17 protein-coding genes are annotated in these 20,099 nt (G+C 46.4%); 14 read left to right on the plus strand and 3 right to left on the minus strand.

Annotated features, from left to right (window positions below):
• Positions 1–78 precede the first annotated feature (78 nt).
• The 7 genes from ADIS_RS17170 (at position 79) to ADIS_RS17200 (ending at position 8,846) form a co-directional block, all read left to right on the plus strand.
• Entirely contained in the window at positions 79–1,428 is a 1,350-nt protein-coding gene (locus ADIS_RS17170) for a TolC family protein (RefSeq protein WP_081634974.1), read from the plus strand.
• Between the two features lies 1 nt (position 1,429).
• Positions 1,430–4,579 carry an efflux RND transporter permease subunit gene (locus tag ADIS_RS17175; RefSeq protein WP_035806686.1) on the plus strand — a complete coding sequence of 1,050 codons (3,150 nt, stop codon included), beginning with the start codon at positions 1,430–1,432 and terminating at the stop codon, positions 4,577–4,579.
• Positions 4,563–5,693 carry an efflux RND transporter periplasmic adaptor subunit gene (locus ADIS_RS17180; RefSeq protein WP_155907577.1) on the plus strand — a complete coding sequence of 377 codons (1,131 nt, stop codon included), beginning with the start codon at positions 4,563–4,565 and terminating at the stop codon, positions 5,691–5,693. The genes ADIS_RS17175 and ADIS_RS17180 overlap by 17 nt, the downstream gene beginning before the upstream one ends.
• A gap of 236 nt (positions 5,694–5,929) precedes the next feature.
• Complete coding sequence (locus ADIS_RS17185) at positions 5,930–6,373, plus strand: DoxX family protein (protein WP_010855925.1); 444 nt, start codon at positions 5,930–5,932, stop codon at positions 6,371–6,373.
• 250 nt (positions 6,374–6,623) lie between these two features.
• Positions 6,624–7,325 (plus strand): DUF4240 domain-containing protein, encoded by a 702-nt coding sequence (locus ADIS_RS17190; RefSeq protein WP_010855926.1) that lies wholly within the window; start codon positions 6,624–6,626, stop codon positions 7,323–7,325.
• Positions 7,326–7,405: 80 nt separating this feature from the next.
• Entirely contained in the window at positions 7,406–7,774 is a 369-nt protein-coding gene (locus tag ADIS_RS17195; protein ID WP_010855927.1) for a hypothetical protein, read from the plus strand.
• 112 nt (positions 7,775–7,886) lie between these two features.
• The gene (locus ADIS_RS17200; protein ID WP_010855928.1) at positions 7,887–8,846 is read left to right on the plus strand and encodes a 3-keto-disaccharide hydrolase; all 960 of its coding nucleotides are present in this window, start codon (positions 7,887–7,889) and stop codon (positions 8,844–8,846) included.
• A 60-nt stretch (positions 8,847–8,906) separates the two neighbouring features.
• On the opposite strand, the gene ADIS_RS17205 is transcribed toward ADIS_RS17200, so the two are convergent.
• Together ADIS_RS17205 and ADIS_RS17210 are read right to left on the minus strand one after the other, a co-directional pair.
• Entirely contained in the window at positions 8,907–10,028 is a 1,122-nt protein-coding gene (locus ADIS_RS17205) for a DmpA family aminopeptidase (RefSeq protein WP_010855929.1), read from the minus strand.
• 245 nt (positions 10,029–10,273) lie between these two features.
• Complete coding sequence (locus ADIS_RS17210; RefSeq protein ID WP_010855931.1) at positions 10,274–11,041, minus strand: superoxide dismutase; 768 nt, start codon at positions 11,039–11,041, stop codon at positions 10,274–10,276.
• A 354-nt stretch (positions 11,042–11,395) separates the two neighbouring features.
• On the opposite strand from ADIS_RS17210, the gene dapF reads away from it, so the two are divergent.
• From dapF to ADIS_RS17235, 5 genes are read left to right on the plus strand one after another with little or no spacing between them, the layout of a single operon-like run.
• Complete coding sequence (gene dapF, locus ADIS_RS17215; RefSeq protein ID WP_010855932.1) at positions 11,396–12,193, plus strand: diaminopimelate epimerase; 798 nt, start codon at positions 11,396–11,398, stop codon at positions 12,191–12,193.
• A gap of 35 nt (positions 12,194–12,228) precedes the next feature.
• Complete coding sequence (secA, locus tag ADIS_RS17220; protein ID WP_010855933.1) at positions 12,229–15,609, plus strand: preprotein translocase subunit SecA; 3,381 nt, start codon at positions 12,229–12,231, stop codon at positions 15,607–15,609.
• A gap of 12 nt (positions 15,610–15,621) precedes the next feature.
• Entirely contained in the window at positions 15,622–16,149 is a 528-nt protein-coding gene (locus ADIS_RS17225) for a hypothetical protein (protein ID WP_010855934.1), read from the plus strand.
• A 1-nt stretch (position 16,150) separates the two neighbouring features.
• The gene (locus tag ADIS_RS17230; protein WP_010855935.1) at positions 16,151–17,341 is read left to right on the plus strand and encodes a M20 metallopeptidase family protein; all 1,191 of its coding nucleotides are present in this window, start codon (positions 16,151–16,153) and stop codon (positions 17,339–17,341) included.
• Positions 17,342–17,370: 29 nt separating this feature from the next.
• Complete coding sequence (locus ADIS_RS17235) at positions 17,371–18,144, plus strand: S1/P1 nuclease (RefSeq protein WP_035806689.1); 774 nt, start codon at positions 17,371–17,373, stop codon at positions 18,142–18,144.
• A 1-nt stretch (position 18,145) separates the two neighbouring features.
• On the opposite strand, the gene ADIS_RS17240 is transcribed toward ADIS_RS17235, so the two are convergent.
• Positions 18,146–18,838, minus strand: a complete 693-nt coding sequence (locus ADIS_RS17240; protein WP_010855937.1) for a ComF family protein — start codon at positions 18,836–18,838, stop codon at positions 18,146–18,148.
• 105 nt (positions 18,839–18,943) lie between these two features.
• Here ADIS_RS17240 and ADIS_RS17245 point away from each other — a divergent pair, with 105 nt between their 5' ends.
• Both ADIS_RS17245 and ADIS_RS17250 read left to right on the plus strand, forming a co-directional pair.
• Positions 18,944–19,306: a hypothetical protein gene (locus ADIS_RS17245; RefSeq protein WP_035806695.1), complete on the plus strand. Its 363-nt coding sequence runs from the start codon at positions 18,944–18,946 to the stop codon at positions 19,304–19,306.
• Complete coding sequence (locus ADIS_RS17250; protein ID WP_010855939.1) at positions 19,307–20,071, plus strand: exodeoxyribonuclease III; 765 nt, start codon at positions 19,307–19,309, stop codon at positions 20,069–20,071.
• Positions 20,072–20,099: the final 28 nt, after the last annotated feature.

Genomic DNA, 20,099 nt, shown 5'->3' on the forward strand with positions numbered 1-20,099 from the left:
TTTTACCACAATACCTGTATATACCTAGGTTATTTTTGTAGCTGATGAATTATGTTTTTGTCATTCAGCCATCAATTTATGTTAAAAATAACCGCAACAGGCTTTTTGTTTCTGCTGATGCTCTATCAGGCAGAGGCACAGAGCCAACTCAAGGAACTCCTTGAAATCAGCACGGCAAATTACCCGGAATTGCAGGCCAAACGCCTCGAAACCGAAGCTGCCCAAAGATTGGTGCAATACGAGCGTTCTGATTTCCTCCCTAGCCTGGACGGCTCCTACCAAATGGTCTATTCGACCAATAACAATATCACAGGCATGTTTTTACCGGGCTTGGTATTGCCTATATCTGGCCCTCCCGTACCCGAAAACTCCATGGATTTCACCTACGGATCGGCTGCATCCCTGTTGATGAACTGGAATCCTTTTACCTTCGGCAAAAGAGCCAGCAAAATCCAAACTGCCAAGTTCGGACAAGAACTCGCTCAGCATCAGGAAACACTGACTATTCTGGAACATCAGGTAAGGTTCACGGAGGCTTATCTCAACTACTGGGCAGCAGCTTCCATGTCCCTAGCGGCAGAAAAAAACAAAGACCGCTTTGAAACTAACCTGGAGCTGTCCAAAACCTTAGTGGACAATGGTCTTCGTCCTGGTGTGGACTCGGCACAGTTCAGAGCGCTTTTTGTCCGCTCCAAAATCGACTATCTCCAAGCCCAAAAATCCGCAGAATCTTACATGGCAAGGGTAAGGGAACTCTTGGGAGAAGACCAAAAGGAAATAGGCATTGACCCTAATCTACAGAGAACTGTTACCGTACAGACGGAAGAACCCTTGGAAAACCATCCACTTTTACAAAGTTCGCGCAGCAGAACACTGATGGAAGCATCAAGAAAAACTGAACTCAACCGTTCTCTTTTGCCTGAACTCAACCTCTGGGGAACTGCTTTTGCCCGGGGCTCTGCCATACTCTTCGAAGGTGGATTCAATGACCCTACTGACGGACTTGCCTTTTCCCGATACAATTATGGAGTAGGCTTTCAAGTCGCCGTTCCGATTTTACAATTTGCCCGTACCTCCAAAATGGTGCAAAGGCAAAATTCCCTGATTTCAGCAGCGGAAGCTTATGAAATGCAGTTAGAAAGATCGCTGGACAAAGAAAGAACAGTAGCCAAAGTGACTTTGGAAAAAGCGCTGGAAGCAGCCACATTGGCACCGGAATATGTGCAAGCAGCGGAGTACAGCTACCAAGCACTACAAGCTAGGTACGATGCCGGGCTGATCAATCTGAACGAACTGGTGCAAGGTCAAGCTGACTTAGCCAAGGCCGAAGCGGAAAGCATTAAAGTCATGGCAGAAATGTGGAAAGCCTTGCTGTATTACGCAGCAGTAGGTGGTGATATGGACTTTTTCTTACAAAACCTGAATTGATATGGATCTGATAAAATTATCCTTACGCAAACCCATATCAGTCATGGTGGTGATTTTGGCCATTGGCTTCTTTGCTTTTCTCACCATCCGTAGCATGCCGATTGACATTTTTCCAAAAGTCGGTGTTCCCACGATCTACGTAGCCCAGCCTTACGGGGGACTTTCACCAGAACAGATGGAGGGCTATCTCAGCTCGGTCTATGAACAGCATTTTATCTACATCACAGGGATTTCTTCGATGGAGTCCCGCTCTGTGCAGGGCATGTCACTGATCAAATTGCAGTTTCACGAAGGGACTGATATGGCAGAATCCATGGCGCAGGTGGTGGCACAGGTGAACCGGGCCGGAGGGAAAATGCCCCCTGGTACCATTGCGCCATTTGTGGTGCGCTATGATGCGGGGAATGTACCTGTTGGCCAGTTGGTGTTCAGTTCCGAGAGCAGAAGTCTTTCTGAAATCCAGGATTTGGCTGTAAACCGAGTTCGTCCCATGTTCTCCTCCTTGCCCGGCGTCTCCTCTCCACCTCCTGTGGGTGGTAACCAAAGAAGTATTGTGGTGGACATTGATCCTGAAAAATTGAGAAGTTACCGGCTCTCTACCGAAGATGTGGTGGAAGCCATTGCCAATGGGAATAGATTGGTTCCTTCTGGAAGTATCCGTATTGATGATACGGAATATTTGGTAAGGCCCAATAGCGTGGTTGAAAATTTCAAGGAACTGGAAAATATCCCCATCCACAACCAAAGGGGGCCAACAGTTTACTTGAAAGATTTGGCAGAAGTAAAAAACAGTGCCGACATCGCTACTGGTTATGCCTTGGTCAATGGTCAGCGCTCGGTCTATATCCCAGTGACCAAAAGATCAGATGCATCGACTTGGACTGTGGTGAAAAACATCAAAAATGCCCTACCCGCCATGCGGGATGCGGTGCCCGAAGATATCAAAGTGGAATATGCCTTTGACCAATCCGGTTATGTGATCAAGTCTTTGAGAAATATCCTGACGGAAGGCCTGATCGCATCAATACTTACAGGCCTGATGGTTTTGGTCTTTTTGGGTGATTGGCGAAGTGGTCTGGTCGTAGTCATGACCATTCCTTTGGCCCTTTTATCTTCCATCGTTTTCCTCAACCTCACGGGTCAGACACTCAACATCATGACCTTGGTTGGGCTGGCCCTTTCGATTGGGGTTTTGGTGGATGAAGCCACGGTCACAATTGAAAATATTCACCGCCATCTGGAAATGGGAAAAAGCCTCCCCCGCTCAATCATGGATGGCACAAAGGAGATCGTAATCCCCAAACTCCTGATTGTATTCAGCATCTTGGCCGTATTCGTCCCTTCATTCTTTATGTCCGGGGTGCCGAGATCCATGTTTATGCCCCTTTCCCTTGCTGTGGGCTTTGCCATGATCGCCTCCTTTATCCTTTCCCAGTCTTTTGTACCGGTAGTTGCCAATTGGCTTTTGGATAAAAAGTCTTTGGAAAAACAGGCTGAAAAGCAAAAAGGAGGCAGGTTTGACCGAATTCAGGAAAGGTATCAAAGTACCTTGAGCCGCTTACTCCAGCAGAGCAAATTGACAGTGGCTTTTTATGGGGTGCTTTCCTTGCTTTCAGTGGCAGGCTTATACCTTTTGATCGGAACAGAGATTTTTCCGCAGGTAGATGCAGGGCAGTTTCAGGTAAGGGTCAATGCCAAAGAAGGCACAAGAATAGAACAGACCGAAAGGCTCACCCAGCGTTTTTATAAGGAGTTGGAAGTCTTGACAGGAAAAGGCAACATTGAAATCAGTTCGGGATTTGTAGGCACAATTCCTTCCGCATATCCTGCATCCACCACATACATTTGGAACTCAGGCCCTCAGCAGGCTGTACTCACCGTGAAGCTGAAAGAAGGAAGTGGTATCAAAGTAGCTCAACTCAAGGAAGATATCCGTATGATGGTTTCAGAGAAATTGCCGGAGTTGCGTATCAGTTTTGAACCAGCTGACATTGTAGATCAGGTCATGTCCATGGGAGCAAGCAATCCCTTAGAAGTGGCCGTTACGGGCAAAGACCTCAAAGAAACTCGGGCTTTTGCAGAAAAAATCAGATCCAACCTACAGCAAATCGCTTACCTAAGGGATGTGCAAATAGCTCAGCCTCTCGACTACCCCACTTTGGATGTGAATATTGACCGCATAAAGGCCGGTCAACTAGGACTTACTGCGGATGATGTGGGTAGGTCTATGATTTCGGCTACCAATTCCAGTAGGTTTACCAGACCGGTTTATTGGTTGGACAAAAATTCCGGGAACGCCTATCAGGTACAAGTGGAAATCCCACAATACACCATGAATTCGCAGGAAGACCTGGAAAACATCTTCCTTCCGCGAGTAGGTGAAAGCAACAACCGACTCGGAGATGTGGCGGGCATCAGTCCAAGTCTTTCCCAAGGAGAGGTGGTTCGGCTCAACCAACAAAGGATGGTCTCCGTTACGGCCAATCTTCATAACAAGACCATCGGATCTGCACGAAAAGACATAGAAAATGCCATTGATGCTGCCGGAGAAAAACCAAGGGGCCTCAATGTGATTGTTAGAGGGCAAATGGAGTTTTTGGAAGAAACGCTTTCTGAATTGCAGACAGGTTTGATCATTGCCGTATTTGTGATCTTCCTGATGTTGGCGACCAATTTCCAGTCCTTTAAAGCTGCGCTATCAACGCTTTCCACGATCCCAGCAGTGGCAGTGGGTTCGCTTTTGTTTTTGTTGCTCTTCGGTGTGACGTTGAACATCCAATCGTATATGGGTTTGATCATGGCGCTGGGTGTATCGGTAGCCAATGCCATACTCTTTACCACCTTTGCAGAGGAGGAAAGAAAAAAACATGGCGATGCCCTCAAAGCTGCCAAAGCAGCTGGAAAGAGCAGGTTAAGACCGATTTTGATGACCAGTATTTCCATGATTGTGGGTTTGATTCCTTTGGCAGTAGGTGGTGACCAAACTGCACCTCTGGGCATAGCCGTGATTGGAGGACTCTTGTTTTCAACCGTTACGACTTTGTTGATCATGCCGTCTGTATATTCCCGCTTGCTGAAAAACGCCAGCATAGCACCTGTTTCTTTAGATCCTTATGATGCAAACTCAAACCATTATGAATCAAATAGCTAAACATATTACCCCATTCACTTGGAAGATTTTAGCAATGCTATTTTCCTGTAATTCATCAGAAAATTCAGGTGAAGCTGTACAGGAAGAAAAATTGTATGAAACCATCACCCTTCAGCAGGAAGATCTCAAGGGCAGCATCAGTCTCCCCGGTGAACTCAGATCTTTTGAATCTGTCGCTATCTATCCGAAAATCACCGGATATGTACAAAGCATAAAGGTAGATCGGGGCTCCAAAGTGAAAAAAGGTGATGTGATCGTGCAAATCGAAGCACCTGAAGTGATGGCAGAGTTGTCTGCTGCCAAAGCCAAGGTATTACAGGCAGAAGGCTTCGCACAATCTGCTACATCCAAGCTTTCAACGACCAAAGATCAGTTTGACCGAATCCAAAAAACGGCTCAAACACCTGGAACAGTTTCCGCCTCGGATTTGCTGCGCATAGAAAATCAACTCCAAGAAGAAGAAGCCAACGCTGCCTCAGCCCAATCTGCTTTGGAAGCTGCCAAATACCAGTTGCAAGCAGCGCAGCAGATGGCCAACTACCTGACGATTCGTGCCCCTTTTGACGGAATAGTGACTGAGCGAAATGTGCATACAGGAACATTTGTGAGTGCTCAGTCCGGAGACAAACCCATGTTCCGAATGGAGATGAATGATGTCTTGCGCTTGGAAATCCCAGTTCCGGAGTCTTATTCGGGATTAGACTTTGGAAGCGACAGCCTTTCCTTTACGCTGAATACACAGTCAGGAAAAAGCTTCAAAGCCAAGGTTAGCCGTCAATCTGGCAGTTTGCAGAATGCCAGCAGGACAGAAATCATCGAAGCCGATGTTCCCAATAAGAATGGAAGTCTGAAAGCAGGAAGCTTTGCCCAAGTGAAGGTAAATTATAAAAAAGAAGGCTCCATAATTATCCCTAATGCTGCCTTGATCACTAGCATGGAAGACCGTTTTGTGGTAAAAGTAGTGAATGGAGAAGCACAAAGAGTTTCAGTCAGAAAGGGAATCTCCCAGAATGGTCAGACCGAAATCTTCGGTGACCTGCAACCCGGAGATATTATTCATAAAAATCCTTCTGAGACTATACAGACTGGGGATAGGGTTAAGGTAGACCTTTGAGGTTTTTCAAACCTCGAAGGTCTTTTCAAAAGAACTGGTCTTAGGACTTTGCATATTTCCGCAATAAAAACCTTCGAGGTCAAAAAAAGACCTCAAAGGTTAGCAACCCTTGACCTTTGGGGTTTTCAATAACCCCGAAGGTCTTTACCAAAGAAATAGCCCAAGACTATTCTTATATCTGTAAAAAAACCTTCGGGGTCTAAAAAAGACCCCAAAGGTTAAAACCAAAACAAACCATGATCAAACAACTCTTACAAACAGACGATTCCAAAACCACCATCATTATCCGTTTGATGGTGGGAGCAGTATTTCTTTCAGAAGGTATTCAAAAATTCCTACTCCCAACGATTCGGGGAGCAGGAAGATTTGAGAAAATAGGGCTTCCCAACCCGGAGTTTCTAGGCAGTTTTGTCGGTGCTTTTGAAATTATTTCAGGAATCCTAATTCTCCTAGGATTGGCAACAAGGCTAGCAGCCATTCCTACCTTGATCATCATGTTAGTAGCCATTGCCACTACCAAGTCTGAAGTCTTACAAAATGAAGGATTCTGGTCGATGATGCATGGAAGCCGAACCGATTGGAGTATGTTGTTGGGCAGTATTTACTTGATTATTCGTGGTGGAGGTAAATGGTCACTAGATCGAAACTTAACGGGTCAAAGAACAACCTTTGGGGTCTGAAAAAAGGGGGCTTAACGACAAAGGCTCCTCTACAAGGCCTGCAAAGCTAGGGCGAGCACTCTTTCAAAATGAAGGTAATTTCCGCCTTGTAGCTAATGTCTGTCCGCATAATGCGGCATACATTACTAAATCTTCAGCTTTTGTGGAGTAATATAGATTATCCACTAAATTTATTCTTTGAAAGGAGCGATCCCTAAATTCCTAAGCAAACGAATTTTGCGAACGGTACCTTTAATTTTATCATTTCAACATGGACGAAATTTTTGATTATTTTGGCCCACAGGGAACGCCGGTAATATTGGGCTTACTAATGGCATTTGGGGTACTGTTCATCAAATGGGTTATCACAAAAAGAGAAAATTTACAATCAGATGAAATCAATAGAACGGTTTTTCAAAATGAATTCAAAAAGGCTATTTCCACCCAAGAAAGCATACATGTAGCTGATTTTTTATTGGATGAATCGGCTTTTTGGGATTTGATTGACAAAACCAGAAAGAAGTCAAAAGACAACTTCAAAAACCAGTGTGGGTTGCTAAAACAATATTTTGAAGACTCAAATACCGGAGATTTGCTTGCTTTCCAGAGTAGATTGTTTTACTTTATTCTAAAATATAACTCCTATAAGCTTCAAGCGGCATTTTCCATTGTGAGTTATTCTACACCTTTTGCTGACTATGGTGCTTTTCTCGAATGGATGATTTCGAAAGGAGAAACACTTGCCAACAACTATATCCAAAACCCTGAACTTCTTGAAAATGCAAATTTTTCGGGGATTGACAATTCTGTGGGAATGAGTACTTTTCTTGGAGAAGTCTATAATACAAAAACAGGAAAACTAGTACCTACAATAGAAGGCTTCGACGAAAATGCCTTAGACGATTCAGAAATAATTGATCCAAAAATGATTCCAGACTCCTTTCCAAGGTTATGGAAAAAGTTTATTGTGTGAACGTGAACAAATTTGATCAAAAGACAGGTTTGGCTTCACTTTCAAGTCTCTTTACGGTCGCTGCCCGATAAAACTATCTTATGAAAAATTCATTATTAACGCTATTTACACTTTTGCTATTTGCGAATGCATTCGCTCAAGATGAACAACATTCCAATAAAGTAGACTTTGCCCTAGAGGGAATGGCCGGAGTAGCATTTGGAAAGAACTTCACCTCTTTCAATGTGGGTGGACCAAGCCTTTTGCTCCATATAAACCAAAAAGTGAAAATTGGATTTGGTGCCCTGCCTTCCTTTTACATCAGGGATGGAAAAACGGGTGCCAAACTCGGAGTAGCTCCAAGGCTGGATATTAAAAACTGGGCTTTCTTCGTTCCATTTTATCACTTTGATACCACCGAAGAATGGCTTTGGTCTGTTGGGATTGGTTATAAATTTCATCGAAAATAGGAAGGATGTAAAGCATAATTTTATAAAGAACAGGAGCTGTTTTGGGCTATACCTGAATTTTGCCGTATTTTTAGCGTCTTAATATCCGTATTCATCTTAAACCATGTATAGAATGATCCCAAAACGATTTCATTTTCCCGCTCTCATTTTTGCGCTTACCGCCCTTGCCTTTTGGGCAATGCCCAGTCAGACGGCAATTGGCCAGGGTTCACGATCCGACATAATCGGCCGATGGAACCTCACCGTAAACATAGACGGCAGGGAACTTCCCTCTTGGTTGGAAGTAAAGCTGTCTGGTTCCCGAACTTTGGTGGGCTATTTCGTAGAGGAACACGGGAGTGCGCGTCCGATCTCATTGGTCAACTTTAAAAACAACGAGGTTTCTTTCAGCATCCCTCCGCAGTGGGATCCGGGAAAGAAGGACACCAAGCTAAAAGCGACGCTGACCAATGGAAGGTTGAACGGTGTTCTGACCACGAGTTCAGGAAAAAAACACCCGTTCACAGGCGAGCCGGCGCCATCGCTGGTTCGGGAGGGCACACCCGAATGGGGTGATGCAATCGCGTTATTCAATGGCAAAAACCTGGATGGCTGGTATGCAGACAAAGCCGAAAACCAATGGACGGTAAAAGATGGAATCCTAACGAGCGACAAAGCCGGAGCAAACCTGATTACCAACCAAAAGTTTGACGACTTTAAGCTTTATGCGGAGTTTCGGTATCCGGAAGGCAGCAATAGCGGAATCTACCTACGGGGACGGTACGAGCTTCAGATCGAAGACAATAAAGGGACGGAACCTTCCAGCGTATATTATGGAGGGATCTACGGTTTCCTTACGCCCAATGAAATGGTAGCGGAAGGGCCCGGTGTTTGGCAAAGCTACGAAATCACCCTAGTGGGAAGGCGGGTTACCGTAGTTGCCAATGGAAAAACCATTATCTGTGACCAGATTATTCCGGGAATAACAGGGGGAGCCATGGACAGCAAAGAGGGCGAACCAGGCCCTATCATGTTGCAGGGTGACCATGGACCGATTGAGTTCAAAACCCTGATATTGACGCCTACCAAGTAAAAGCTAATTTAGTCAAAAATACCTGATGAACCCTGTGGAACCTACCCACAGGGTTTCTTTTTACCGATCATTCATCATTTGGCGAACCTGATCCTTGGGAAGCGCCTTGACCAGGCGCCCACCCTTGCCAAGCATATCCTCCGCAGCAAAAAGCGCATTGGCAATCGCTTCCTCGGTAGCCTCAATAGTAGCCAAAAATAAACCGGAAACTTCATCGTTTGACAGGGGATGGACAAGGTTCGATGGCTGATTGCGACGGTCATGGGGTATCCTCATCTCTTTATGGGCACTAAATGCGATGACGTAATCCCCGCTGCCATTGCTGGCGATCCCGCCTGTTCTCGCCAGACCCATCATTCCACGCTTCGCAATACGTTCTAGATTTCGATGGTCTACCGGGGCATCCGTAGCGACTACGATCATACAGGATCCGTCCAGAGACTCCAGGTTTTGCCTAAAACTATACTGATGAAGTATCTTGCCGAGAGGCAGTCCGTCGATTTGCAACACCCCTCCAAAATTAGCTTGAACCAACACCCCAACCGTATAGCCACCCATAGTGGGAGGGAGCTTTCTGGACGATGTACCTATGCCAGCTTTAAAGCCAAAAGCTGTGGTACCGGTGCCTGCACCCACGTTTCCTTCTGCTACCTGACCGGAAGCGGCCTCCTGAATCGCAGAAAACACATGGTGAGGCCGCACGTGGCGACCCCGAATATCATTTAGACCGCCATCGTTTGTCTCCCCCACAACGGCATTGACAGATTGTACGGCGGCGTTCTCTGCAAAGGAAAAAACAAAATCAATAATCCCGTCCAATGCCGCTGCTACACTGAGCGTATTGGTGAGCACCACTGGAGACTCCAAATTTCCGAGCTCCTGTATCTGCGTACTGCCGGCAAGCTTGCCAAAACCATTGCCTACATAGACCGCTGCCGGCACTTTTTCCTGAAAAATATTTCCTCCATGGGGTAAAATAGCGGTTACCCCGGTGCGAACCGACTCCCCTTCGATAAGCGTGACCTGACCCACCTTGACCCCCTCAACATCCGTGATGGCATTTAGGAGCCCGGTCGGAATGACTCCGAATTCAAAACCAAAATCGCGGGCCCGATCCTGCCCCTTGACATGGGAAGCATGTACGATCATCATACCAACTAAAGCTAGCGTTAAATTTTTCATGTGTCTATAATTGTTTTTCAAAGGTCACAACTTGTCCCGGTTTATCGGGATGGAATCTCGCATGGTTGCCCCGGATAGCTATCGGGGCATCCCAGTGTGTGACGGCTACGTCATGCTCGATTTCATCTGTGTTCAAGTTGTCTTTCAGCAAACAGAAAAAAGCAATTGATTGAAACAAACTGGATCAAAAACGGCTCCCTACTTTACGTGGGAGCCGTTTGTTTGACGATCCTATTCGCAGCTTCTTAGACGCTGAAGGCATCGAACCGTTCCTGGACAGCCGCCCAATTCACCACATTCCACCAGCTGCTGATGTACCGAGGTCGTTCGTTCTGATAGTGCAGGTAGTAGGCATGTTCCCATACATCGATCCCTAGGAGCGGCTGACCCTTTAAGTCTGAAATATCCATAAGAGGGTTGTCCTGATTTGGAGTGGATCCCACCTTCAGGGTACCGCCGTCCAACACCAACCAGGCCCAGCCCGAGCCAAAACGGGTTTTGGCCGCATCTTCAAATTTCTCTACAAACGAAGAAAAACTACCAAACTCATTATTGATCGCTTCTGCCAGAGATCCTGAGGGTTCGCCGCCGCCGTTTGGTGTCATGATAGACCAAAATAACTCGTGGTTATAATGGCCGCCCCCATTATTTCTCATCTTGGTAGAATACTTGGAGATGGATGCCATCACTTCTTCCAGTGGGTTCTCCATGTCAACACCTTCCTCTGCTGCGGCTTCCTTCAGGTTGTTGGCGTAGGCGGCAGCATGCTTGGTGTAGTGGATTTCCATGGTCATCGCATCGATGGATGGCTCCAGAGCTGAATAGTCATAGGGAAGCGGTTTCTGCGAAAAGCCGGTGATAATAGTTGGTTTGGCTTTCGAATCGCTTGATGATGAGCAGGAAGACAACAAGGTGGATCCCACCAAGCTACCCCCAAATCCCAATGATAGGGATGCCATTGTACTCTGCGCAATAAACGTTCTCCTGGAATTACTCAACGAATTTCTTTTCATTTCTCAAATGATTTTGTTGCATGTGTTAGGATAGATAATAATTGGTCAGTTTAAGGTATGCTAAATTAACCATTAAATCCCTAAAAAGTATTACACCTAATCCTTAAGTAGTTAAAAAGTTTCCCCAAGGGACTAGAAAACGATCCGAATCAAAATAAAAAGACGGATCTGGCCAATTTGTCATGCATAACGTAATTTTTATTTCTTTCCGCTAAAAAACAAAAGTTAGGCATCGTTTCTGGGGAAAGGTGAGATAGAAGACCATTAATTCATACAAGTTACTTATTTTTGTGATTCAGCGGACTGTGCGTCTGATGTACGCAGTCGGGATCGCATCGATAAATCGGAACAGTTATGACCATTCCATTTTATAAGTACCAGGGCACCGGCAACGATTTTGTTATGATCGATGACCGAAAGCGCCATTTTGATTCCCAAAACCTAGCCTTGATCCAGCAGCTTTGCAACCGAAGGCTTGGCATAGGCTCGGACGGGTTGATCGTACTACGGGAGGCCGAAGGGTATGACTTTGAGATGACGTACTTCAATGCGGATGGTTCACAGAGTATGTGCGGAAATGGTGCGCGATGTGCGGTATCTTATGCCTACTATCTTGGCATGTGCGGAACCAAAACTCGGTTTCTCGCGGTAGACGGACCCCACGAGGCGACTATTCAGGGCTCGGAGGTCAGGTTGGAAATGATTCCTGTGAGATCGTTCAGACAGGTAGAAGGAGATACGTTTATCAACACAGGAGCTCCACACCACGTTAAATACGTGGAAAACCTACCTCATTTTCCCGTGGTCAGGGAAGGCGCAAAGATCCGTTACAATAAAGAGGTATACCCGGAGGGTACAAACGTGAATTTTGTGATGCCCATCTCCGATGACACCATACAGGTTCGTACCTATGAACGGGGCGTAGAAGACGAAACCCTATCCTGTGGAACAGGTGTCACTGCCTGCGCATTGCTTTATGGTAAAGAAAAGGGAATAGAAGAAGTGACCATTCTGACAAAAGGGGGTACCCTAAAGGTATGCTTCAAACCGGACGGAATGGGTGGCTTTGAACAAATCGAACTGATTGGTCCTGCACAGCAGGTGTTCAGCGGTACGATTCATATAAAACTGGAGGAGCTGGCCGCCGTTTAGCTTGGTCAGCAAGGATTTAATATAGAAATCAATATATGTTAGAGTTTATTGCAAAAGGGCTATCCAAGGTTTTCGGAACCAAATCGGATAGAGATATCAAATTGCTAACGCCCATCGTAGAATCCATTAAGGCGGAGTATGCCAAATTGGCTTCCCTCAGCGATGATGAATTGCGGCAACAGACAGAAGAGATTAAGGGTGTCATTAATGAAGACTTAAAGTCATTTGATGATAATATAGCTGCGACAAAGGCAAAAATAGATGCGTTACCTCCGGATGAAGTTCACGCCAAAGACGCATTGTTCAATGAAATCGACAAAATAGAGAAGGGCCGAAACGAGGCGTTGGAAAAAACCCTCGACAAAGTGCTGCCAAGGGCTTTTGCCGTGGTAAAAGAAACCGCTCGAAGGCTCAAAGAAAACCGCAAGCTAGAGGTGAGTGTTTCTGCTTGGGACCAAGAGTTGGCCGCAACCAAAAGCTACGTTCAGATAGATGGAGATCGGGCTGTTTGGGGCAATACCTGGAACGCAGCAGGAGTAGAGGTAACCTGGGAAATGGTACATTACGATGTGCAGCTTCTAGGAGGCGTTGCCCTGCACAAGGGAAACATCGCAGAGATGGCCACAGGTGAAGGAAAGACATTGGTTTCCACCCTGCCCGCTTTTTTGAATGCGCTTTCAGGCCGTGGCGTACATGTGGTCACGGTAAACGATTACCTGGCCAAACGGGATTCGGAGTGGAACGCACCCCTATTCGAGTTTCATGGGCTGAAAGTAGACTGCATCGACAAATATCCGCCAAATTCGGAGGCGAGACGCAGGGCCTATGCCTGCGATATTGTCTACGGAACCAATAACGAGTTCGGTTTCGACTACCTTAGGGATAACATGGCACGGGATTCACGGGACTTGGTACAAGGTAAGCACCATTTTGCCATGATCGATGAAGTGGATTCCGTGTTGATCGATGACGCCCGAACACCGTTGATTATCTCCGGTCCGGTAGCCAAGGGTGATCAACACGAGTTCTACGAAATGAAGCCCAGGGTATCCACCTTGGTAGACGAACAGCGAAAACTGGTCCAGGGATACCTCACCGATGCCAAACGCCTGATTAAAGAAGGCAATGAAAAAGATGGTGGTCTCGCCCTGTTTCGTGCTTTTCGAGGTTTACCCAAATACAAACCATTGATCAAATACCTTTCGGAGCCCGGCGTTCGGGTTATATTGCAGAAAACCGAAAACTACTACCTACAGGACAACAAGCGGAACATGCCGGAGGCGGATGAACCCCTGCTCTTTACCATAGACGAAAAGTCCAATTCGGTGGACCTGACGGATAACGGCATAGAAACCATCACCCGCAAAAATGAAGACCCCAGCTTCTTTATACTTCCGGATATAGGCATGGAAATCGCCGAAATGGAAAAAGACGAAAGCTTGGACGACAAGGAAAAGCTGATCCGAAAGGAAGAGATCATCAAGGATTACGGCGTAAAGGCTCAGCGGATACATACCGTAAACCAGTTGCTGAAAGCCTACTGTATGTTCGAAAAAGATACCGAATACATCCTTGTGGATGGAAAGGTGAAGATCGTGGACGAGCAAACAGGTCGGGTTATGGAAGGCCGAAGGTATTCCGACGGATTGCACCAGGCCATCGAGGCAAAGGAAAACGTCAAAGTAGAAGATGCTACACAGACCTACGCCACGATCACCCTCCAAAATTACTTCCGTATGTACCATAAGCTGGCTGGTATGACCGGCACGGCGGAAACAGAAGCGGGCGAATTTTGGGAAATCTACAAGCTGGACGTGATCGTTATACCCACCAACAAATCGATCCAACGACAGGACAGGGAGGATAAGGTGTACAAAACGGTCCGTGAGAAATTCAACGCCGTGGTGGATGAAATTAACGAACTAACCGAAGCAAACCGTCCTGTGCTGGTAGGTACCACCTCGGTAGAGATTTCCGAACTGTTAAGCCGGATGCTTACGTTACGGAAAATAAAGCATCAGGTACTAAATGCCAAGCAACATGCGCGGGAGGCCGATATCGTAGCAGAAGCAGGCAAGCCAAAAACCGTAACCATTGCCACCAACATGGCCGGACGGGGTACGGATATCAAGCTAACGGCCGAGTCGAAGGCTGCGGGTGGTTTGGCCATTATTGGTACCGAACGTCATGAGTCCAGAAGGGTAGACCGACAGTTGAGAGGCCGGTCCGGAAGGCAGGGAGATCCCGGTTCTTCCCAGTTCTTCGTTTCCTTGGAAGATAACCTGATGCGTCTTTTCGGATCTGAGCGAATTGCAAAGCTGATGGATCGCATGGGCCTGGAAGAAGGAGAGGTGATTCAGCATTCCATGATTACCAAATCGATTGAGCGGGCACAGCGCAAAGTAGAGGAAAATAACTTCGGTGTTCGAAAGCGTCTCTTGGAATACGACGACGTAATGAACAGTCAGCGGGAAGTAGTGTACCGACGACGAAAGAATGCCCTTATTGGTGATCGCCTGGAACTGGATATCCTCAACATCATGTACGATGTAGCGGAGGGGATCATTGAAATGGCCAAATCCACCGAAAATACGGAGGACCTTCGCATGAACATCTATAGCTCCCTAGGGATAGATTTTCCAATCTCAGCCGAAGATCTCAAGCAAAAGGAAAGCCATGTTCTCACGAAGGAGCTTTTTGACGCAGCCTACAAAAATTATGTAACAAAGAATACTGGCATACTGACCAAGGCGATGCCAATTCTCCGGGACGTATACCAAAAACGCGGTGCCACGGTTAAGGAAATCATGGTTCCCATTTCCGATGGCATCAAGCAAATCGGTGTTGTCATCAACCTCGAATCGACGGTTCAAAATGAGGGAAGGGATCTAATACGTGCCGTGGAAAAGACGGTTACGCTTGCCATCATTGACCAAAACTGGAAAGAGCATCTCCGCGATATGGATGACCTAAAGCAATCTGTACAAAATGCGGTATACGAACAAAAGGATCCTTTGTTGATTTACAAATTTGAGGCCTTTGAAATGTTCAAGCGCTTTGTCGGTAGGCTAAACGATGATGTCGTTTCCTTTATCACCAAATCAGATCTGCCCAAGCAAGACCCTGAGCAGGTACGTGCCGCCCAAGCTGCCAAAAGGGAAGAACCCAAAGTTACCGCTTCAAAAGAGGAGGTGGGCAATACCTTAGGGGGTAATCCCGCCGCCCAACGAGCCGCTATTGCCAACTCGGGAGGCGGCCGTAGGGAACAGGTCATGCCTAGAAAGACAGAAAAAGTCTATGGTAGAAACGACCGTGTTTCGGTACGTTATTTGGACGGGCAGGTGAAAAACGATGTGAAATTCAAGAGTGTGGAGCAGGATATCGCCGATGCAAAATGTGTGGTAATAGAAGAATAAACCCCGTTTAAGATGCAAAAACGAATCTGGTTAGCAGCCCTTTTGCCCCTTCTCCTGAGCGGATGTGGGTTCATTACCATATCCAAAACCGGTGGGTCGGCAGAGCGGTTTGCCGATTACCGTGAGGATCTAAGTGCCAGTAGACCCCGTTTTGACCCCCTTCCAAACCCTGTGGCGAGTATTGAACGCTCAGGGTCCTCGATTGCTCCGATAGACGATGAGCTGGCGGTTGCGATTCAGGATTTTATCCGCACAAATGAAAGAGAACATTTTTTCAACGGGTTTACCATTCTGGTGTATAGTGGCGTAGATCGGGAACAGGCCTTCAAAACCAGAAATAAACTTTATTCGGATTACCCGGGGATCACAACGTTTATGCAGTACCAAGAGCCTAGATACTTGGTAAAAGTTGGCCGGTATATTAACCGAATAGAAGCGTTGGGATGGTATGAAAAGATAAAAGATGCTTTTCCCAGCGCCAGAATTGTCCAAGACCGGTTTGAACGAAATCAACCCAACCAACATCAAGACAACCTATAAAATGCTCAAAAATAAGATACAGGAAATCGCCCTTGAGATCAAAGAGCAGGCCATCGCAAACAGACGACATTTGCATCAACATCCGGAGCTTTCCTTTGAGGAACATAAGACCGTGGCTTTTGTCCAAGCGCAATTGGAAAAAATTGGCATTGCCTCTATTGAAAAAAAAGCCAACACAGGCCTAGTCGCATTGATCGAAGGCAAAAACCCTGAAAGCAAAGTAATTGCCCTTCGTGCGGATATGGACGCATTACCCATTACTGAGCAAAACCAGGTTCCCTACAAATCCCAAAATCCGGGCGTCATGCATGCCTGTGGACACGATGCCCATACGTCATCCCTTCTGGGCACCGCGGAAATTCTATGTCGCCTTCGGAATGAGTTCGAAGGTACCGTGAAGCTGATTTTCCAACCAGGCGAGGAAAAAGCGCCAGGGGGAGCTTCCTTCATGATCAAGGATAAATGCCTCGAAAACCCTAAACCTGTTGCGATTTTTGGTCAGCACGTGATGCCCCATATACCGGCCGGAAAAATTGGGTTCAGACCAGGTATGTACATGGCCAGTGCCGATGAAATATACATCACGGTAAAGGGTAAAGGGGGGCATGGTGCCATGCCTGAAACGCTCATCGATCCTGTATTGATTGCATCCCACCTTATCGTGTCACTGCAGCAAGTGGTAAGCCGAAATGCCAACCCAAAAATTCCTACGGTTTTGTCATTCGGAAAAGTTATTGCCAATGGGGCCACCAATGTGATCCCCAACGAGGTAAACTTGGAAGGTACGCTGAGAACCTTGGATGAACCTTGGCGAAAGAAAGCAAAGGACTTGATCAGAAAGCTGGCAAAGGGAATCGTAGAAGGAATGGGGGGAACGGTTGAAGTAAATATCCTGGATGGGTATCCATTCCTTAAAAATGACCCTGCCCTTACAGAACGGACTATGGCTGCGGCCAAAGCCTATGTAGGCGAAGAAAACGTATTGGACTTGGATCTTTGGATGGCAGCAGAGGACTTTTCCTATTACACGCAGGAAATGGCCGGCTGCTTTTACCGCTTAGGCACAAGAAACGAGGCCAAGGGTATTGTCTCAGGCGTGCATACGCCAACTTTCGATATTGAAGAAGATGCATTGGAGACTAGCACAGGCCTGATGGCTTGGCTAGCTATAGAGGAACTAAAACACCGATAATCTTTCAGACTCCTTCAACTCTATAAAAAATGAGAAGAGCCTTAATTACAACACTTGTTGGCCTATGTTTGGTTATGGAAAGCCTCGCTTGGGGTCAGACAGGACACCGGGTAGTGGGACAACTGGCAGAATGGCACATAAATAAAAAGGCGCATAAGCGGATATCGGCCATTCTTGGATCTGAATCCATGGCTATGGTGGCAAATTGGATGGACAATGTAAAATCTGATAGAAGCTATGACCACCTGAATACTTGGCACTACTTAACGGTAGAAGAGGGTAAGGGCTATGATCCAAGTATACAGGAAAAGGAGGGGGACGCCTTCGAGAAAACCACTATGATTATCAACCTGCTTAAAAAGGGAGGCTTGTCGGTACAGCAGGAATCCGAATACCTGAAAATGCTTATTCATTTGGTGGGCGACTTACATCAGCCTCTCCATGTAGGTAGAGGCGATGATCGAGGGGGAAACGACGTGCGGGTGGTCTATTTCGGTCAAAATTCGAATATACACCGGGTTTGGGACAGTCAGATAATTGATGGCAAGCAACTGAGCTTTACCGAATTGGCCGGCCACTTGAATAAACGAGCTACGTCTGACATTATCAAAAAATACCAGAAGGCATCGATCGAAGACTGGCTTGAAGAGGCTGTCGCCATTAGGCCGGTTATTTATTCTTTGCCGGAGGATAGTCGGCTAAGCTATGAGTACGATTATGTTGCCTGGCCGGTTATTGAGGAACGACTCCTTGCAGGAGGTCTTCGTTTAGCTGGTATTCTAAACGAGATTTACGGCTCCTAGGCTATGTGCCTGCGGCGATTACCGCTATGTCCACATAGCGCGGCTTTCCTTCCAGCAGCCGTTGGGCACAGGCGGCCAAAGTAGCGCCAGTCGTCATGACGTCATCTACCAACAGCACTTTCTTGCCAAGCAGGGATTCTTTATCCACCAACAGAAACACATCCGAAACGTTTTCCCAGCGTTGAAACCTAGTCTTTCGGGTCTGGGTGCTTGTATTTACCGTTCGTGTTAGAAGATTTTCTACGGGAATCCCCATAAGGTCGCCTAAGCCCTCTGCAAAACAACGGCTTTGGTTATATCCCCTTCTTCGTTGCTTGTGCAGGTGGAGGGGAACGGGAATAATCAAATCCCACTCGTCCTGAAAGCCCTGATCCCGTAATAAGGTTGCGTATAACTTTCCGAGTTTCACGCCCAATCCGGGCTTGTTTCTGTATTTTAGCTGGTGAAGCAGCTTTTGGCTTTTACCGCGTTTTGAAAAACGCAAATAAGACAAGGCATAGCGTACCTCTGCCAATCCCACGATTTTTTGTTTCAGCTCGTTTTCTCCCGGGCTTTGGTGATAAGAGGAAATAGGAAGCGACGCTTCACATACCCTGCACACGTGTTCTTCAAATGCATACAAACTTCGGTTGCACAGATCGCATGTGACCGGAAACAGCAATGCCAAAAAATCCTCCCACAAGTTGAAACGCATCGTGAAATTGGGTTGTTAAGTTACAAGTACTGTCAAATCATACTATATTTGTGAAATTGGGAATGAATTCAGTTAATTTAGTAAAAATCAGGTAGTAAGTCAATGTTGTTAAAAAAAGACCTGGACCTCGATCTGCGCTGGGGAAAATTACTGATTGGGCTTGAAAACCTCCTAGGTAAAAAACCCTCTGACCTAAATGCCGTTTTATTCATCATCGGCGTACAGGAACTGGGCCAGGGCAGTAGAACCTTTTCGAAAGAAGAGAAACAGGACTTGATGCACATTGCTGTTTGCAAGGTATTGAGCTTGTCAGAGTTCTACCGGTTAAACTTTATTGACCAAGATGGGTGGCCCCATTGGGATCTTGTTAAAGAGCTCCCGCACTTGGATGCAGCAGAGCAGGAAAAGCTTCTGAAATTGCACATTTTGGAATACTTTGAAAAGGAATTTGAAATACAGATCAACTGAATGAGATTAGTTTCCTACAATGTAAACGGTATCAGGGCAGCAATCAAGCGCGGTTTTCTCGATTGGCTAAAGGGGGTTGACCCGGATGTAATTGCGCTTCAGGAAGTAAAATCTACCGAAGAACAAATCGATCTACAGCCACTTAAGGACATGGGGTATGGCGTCTACTGGCATGCGGCTGTTAAAAAAGGATACAGTGGAGTAGCTACCTTAACGAAAATAAAACCGGATAAGGTGGTGGTCGGTATGGGCTTGCCCAAGTACGATGATGAGGGGCGGGTGTTACGTCTTGACTTCGGCGATATTAGCTTTATCAATACCTATTTTCCGTCAGGTACCACCGGTGACGTGAGACAAGCCTTTAAGTACGATTTTTTGGACGATGTATTCGGGTTTTCCCAAGACCTTAGAGAAGAGCGGCCAAACCTAATTTGGAGCGGAGACTATAACATCTGTCATAAACCGATAGACATTCACGATCCCATCTCCAACAAGAAGTCGTCCGGTTTTCTTCCTGAGGAAAGGCAATGGATGGACAAATTTACCGATTCAGGCTTTGAAGATAGTTTCCGGAGGTTTCACCCGGATGTACCCGATAAGTACACGTGGTGGAGTTATCGGGCAAACTCACGTGGAAAAAACAAGGGATGGCGAATCGACTATCATATGAGTACCATTCCCTTAAAAAACAGGATCATCCAATCCACCATACTACATGAAGCAGAACACTCCGATCATTGTCCAATTTTGATCGAAATTGATTGAAAGTATATTTAAAGTATTTCACGATTTA

This window comes from Lunatimonas lonarensis (assembly GCF_000390185.1).
In the GTDB taxonomy this organism is placed as follows: Bacteria; Bacteroidota; Bacteroidia; order Cytophagales; family Cyclobacteriaceae; genus Lunatimonas; species Lunatimonas lonarensis.